This is a genomic window from Roseitalea sp. (genome assembly GCF_984466335.1).
Genome location: NZ_CFIFWG010000241.1, coordinates 1 through 2,652 on the forward strand (window position 1 = coordinate 1; position 2,652 = coordinate 2,652).

Consider the following 2,652-nt stretch of genomic DNA (forward strand, 5'->3'; position numbering starts at 1 on the left):
CGGCGCGTCGATCGGAATGATCGGCCCCTGCGCCGAAAGATTGTAGGCCGTCGAGCCGGCCGGTGTAGCCACCATCACGCCGTCGCAGGTCAACCCGTCCATGCGCAGCTTGCCGTCGACCGAAATGCGCAGCTTGGCCGCCTGGTAGGACTGCCTGAACAGCGAGACCTCGTTGATCGCCAGCGCCCTGTGCGCCACGCCGTCGGCGTCGGTGGCGGTCATGCGCAAGGGGCGGATCGTCTCGGCCTCGGCGGCGGCGATGCGCTCGCGCAGGCCCTCGTCGCCGAACTCGTTCATCAGGAAGCCGACCGAACCGCGGTTCATCCCGTAGATGCGCTTTGCCGAGTTCATGAAGCGATGGATGGTTTGCAGCATGAAGCCGTCGCCGCCCAGCGCCACGATCGTTGCCGCCTCGTCCGGGGACGATTGCCCGTAAAGGGCGGCCAGCCGGTGCGCGGCTTCGTCGGCATCGGCGGTGCCGGACGACAAAAAGGCCAGGCTGCCGGTCAGGGTCTGGTCCATGGCGCTTGGCTCCGTGCCGCGACCCGTCCGGCCCTTCGAACGGCCGAACGCGCCGGAAAGGCGAACGCTGGTGCCCCCACACGGACTCGAACCGCGGACCTACTGATTACAAATCAGTTGCTCTACCAACTGAGCTATAGGGGCAGCCGCGTGCAGATAAGCACGACCGGCGCCGCTGTAAAGCGGCTTGGTTCACATGTCGTTAAGATATCCGCACGCGCGCCGCGCTACTCGGCTTCTTCCGCCGAGACCGCGTTCAGCAGACCGTACTTCTCCGCGCCCAGCTTGTCGATCAGATCGAGCTGCGTTTCGAGGAAGTCGATATGGCCTTCCTCGTCGGCGATCAGATCCTCAAACAGGCTCATCGAGACATAGTCGCCCGCCTCGTGGCAGATCTCGCGCGACTTCTTATAGGAATCCCAGGCCTCCCTTTCGCCTGCCAGATCGCATTCGAGCACTTCCCTGACGGTTTGGCCGATGCGCAGCGGGGCGACGTTCTGGAGGTTCGGAAAGCCTTCCAGGAACACGATACGCGCGATGATCTTGTCGGCGTGCTGCATCTCCTCGATGCCTTCGGCCCGCTCCTTCCTGGCAAGCTTCTGGTAGCCCCAATCCTCAAGCAGCCGGTAGTGCAGCCAGTACTGGTTGACCGCGCCCAGTTCGAGGAACAGAGCCTCGTTGAGCCGTTCGATGACCTTTTCATTGCCTTTCATTGGAATCCCTCCGGTTTATTGTATGGAGGGATAAAGAGGGATTCGGCGCCAAAAGATCAAGCGGCTTGACGCAATTTCGCGGCCCTTGCGATGCGGCGGACCGTCTCGCACCGATCGTGCTCCTCGCGGATGCGCAGGATGAAGGGGATGATCTTGTGTTCCGGGGTCGCCTTGCGCCGGTGGTAGGCCTCGCTGACCGAAACGATCGTGTCGATCACGCGGGGAAAGCAGCCGCAGCACTTACCGCGCCTGGCCATGGCGTGGTAGACCATGGCCGGCGTGATCAACCGCCATTCATCCTTGTCCAGAAAGCCGGTGATGACCGCCTCGATCTCGGCCATGGCGATCACGTTGCAACTGCACACGATCATCGGCCGTCGCTCCTTGCGTCCGGGCGCATGGCCGCCCGCGCTGCATGATCCGGCGTGCCGGGGGCGTGATCCGGAGCGATCGGTCCTGTCCGGCCGGAGCGGTGCGCGCGCAAGGGAGCCGTCATCGCCGCCATCTCAGTGCAATGTCGCGCCGGCGGGCCGCCGGGCGTCCTCGGGCGCCGATGGATGGCGACCGGTCCGTTCGAGAATGCCGCCGATGACCGGCGCGGGGATCGGCAGCAGCGTCTTGCCCATCCCTTTCAGTATGAAGGCGAAATTGCCCGCCGCCACCGCCACGGGCTCGCAGCGGCTCGGACAGGTCAGCGTCCGCAGGCACAGATCGGCCGCCCGGTCGTCGCCGTTCTGAAGCCCGGAAACCAGGCCCAGGATCAGCGTCTCGTCGCGGCATATATGCAGCGATCCGGCCTCGAACGTATGAAGCGGGCATCTGGCGCACAGGCCGAGCGTGCCGACGAAATCGCAAAGCGCGGCGACGACGGGCCTGATGTCACGGACGTCGAGCGTTGCGCTATAAAGGCGTTTGATGTCTTCGAGGGGCTGCCCGCGGTCTCTGGCGGCGGCCTGCGTCCAGCAACGATAGCCTTCGAGCACGAGCCGCTCTGCGGGCCGCGCCATGTAGCGGGCGCTTTCATCGCTGATGCGGTTCAATCGATCCATGGCCCCTTCGCTTCGGCGCGGAAAAGCTGAGTTGATCGGTCAATTTATGCCGCACGTCCAAACCTGTGTCAAACACTCTAGTTTTAAGTGATTCTAAGTTTCGATCCGCCGGCGCGCCGGACATGCCGAACGGGGCGCTCCGTTTCCCATGACGCCGCCGGGTCGGGCCGTGCAGCAATTTCTTAAGGCGGCTGTGGCATCCTGTCAGGGTTCGTACCCAATCAAAGGCGATGGTGGCGGCTGCAAGACCGTGCCGCGCGCGCAAGCAAGGGAGACCGCATTGCCGTTTTGGACCGTCTGGCGGCGCCCTTTTGCTGAAAGCTGCGGTTTACCGACCCGGTTATTGTATTTTTTATCTACAAAATAAT

Annotated in this window: 4 protein-coding genes and 1 tRNA gene; all 5 read right to left on the minus strand. The window is 63.5% G+C overall.

Features of this window, described 5'->3' with window-relative positions; genetic code table 11:
• Positions 1 to 522: NAD kinase (locus AC5E6L_RS15015; protein WP_491774383.1), on the minus strand; the 522-nt coding region annotated here is incomplete at its 3' end.
• A gap of 68 nt (positions 523 to 590) precedes the next feature.
• A tRNA-Thr gene (locus tag AC5E6L_RS15020) sits at positions 591 to 666 on the minus strand.
• Between the two features lie 83 nt (positions 667 to 749).
• Positions 750 to 1,235: a bacterioferritin gene (bfr, locus tag AC5E6L_RS15025; protein WP_491228702.1), complete on the minus strand. Its 486-nt coding sequence runs from the start codon at positions 1,233 to 1,235 to the stop codon at positions 750 to 752.
• Between the two features lie 56 nt (positions 1,236 to 1,291).
• Entirely contained in the window at positions 1,292 to 1,606 is a 315-nt protein-coding gene (locus tag AC5E6L_RS15030; RefSeq protein ID WP_491228701.1) for a (2Fe-2S)-binding protein, read from the minus strand.
• Between the two features lie 135 nt (positions 1,607 to 1,741).
• A complete protein-coding gene (locus AC5E6L_RS15035; protein ID WP_491228700.1) occupies positions 1,742 to 2,284 on the minus strand; it encodes a hypothetical protein in 543 nt (180 codons plus the stop codon).
• Between the last annotated feature and the right edge of the window lie 368 nt (positions 2,285 to 2,652).

Coding starts and splice junctions, on each gene's coding strand:
- bfr (WP_491228702.1), bottom strand. CDS start 1,235: ATGAAAGGCAATGAAAAGGTCATCGAACGGCTCAACGAGGCTCTGTTC.
- AC5E6L_RS15030 (WP_491228701.1), bottom strand. CDS start 1,606: ATGATCGTGTGCAGTTGCAACGTGATCGCCATGGCCGAGATCGAGGCG.
- AC5E6L_RS15035 (WP_491228700.1), bottom strand. CDS start 2,284: ATGGATCGATTGAACCGCATCAGCGATGAAAGCGCCCGCTACATGGCG.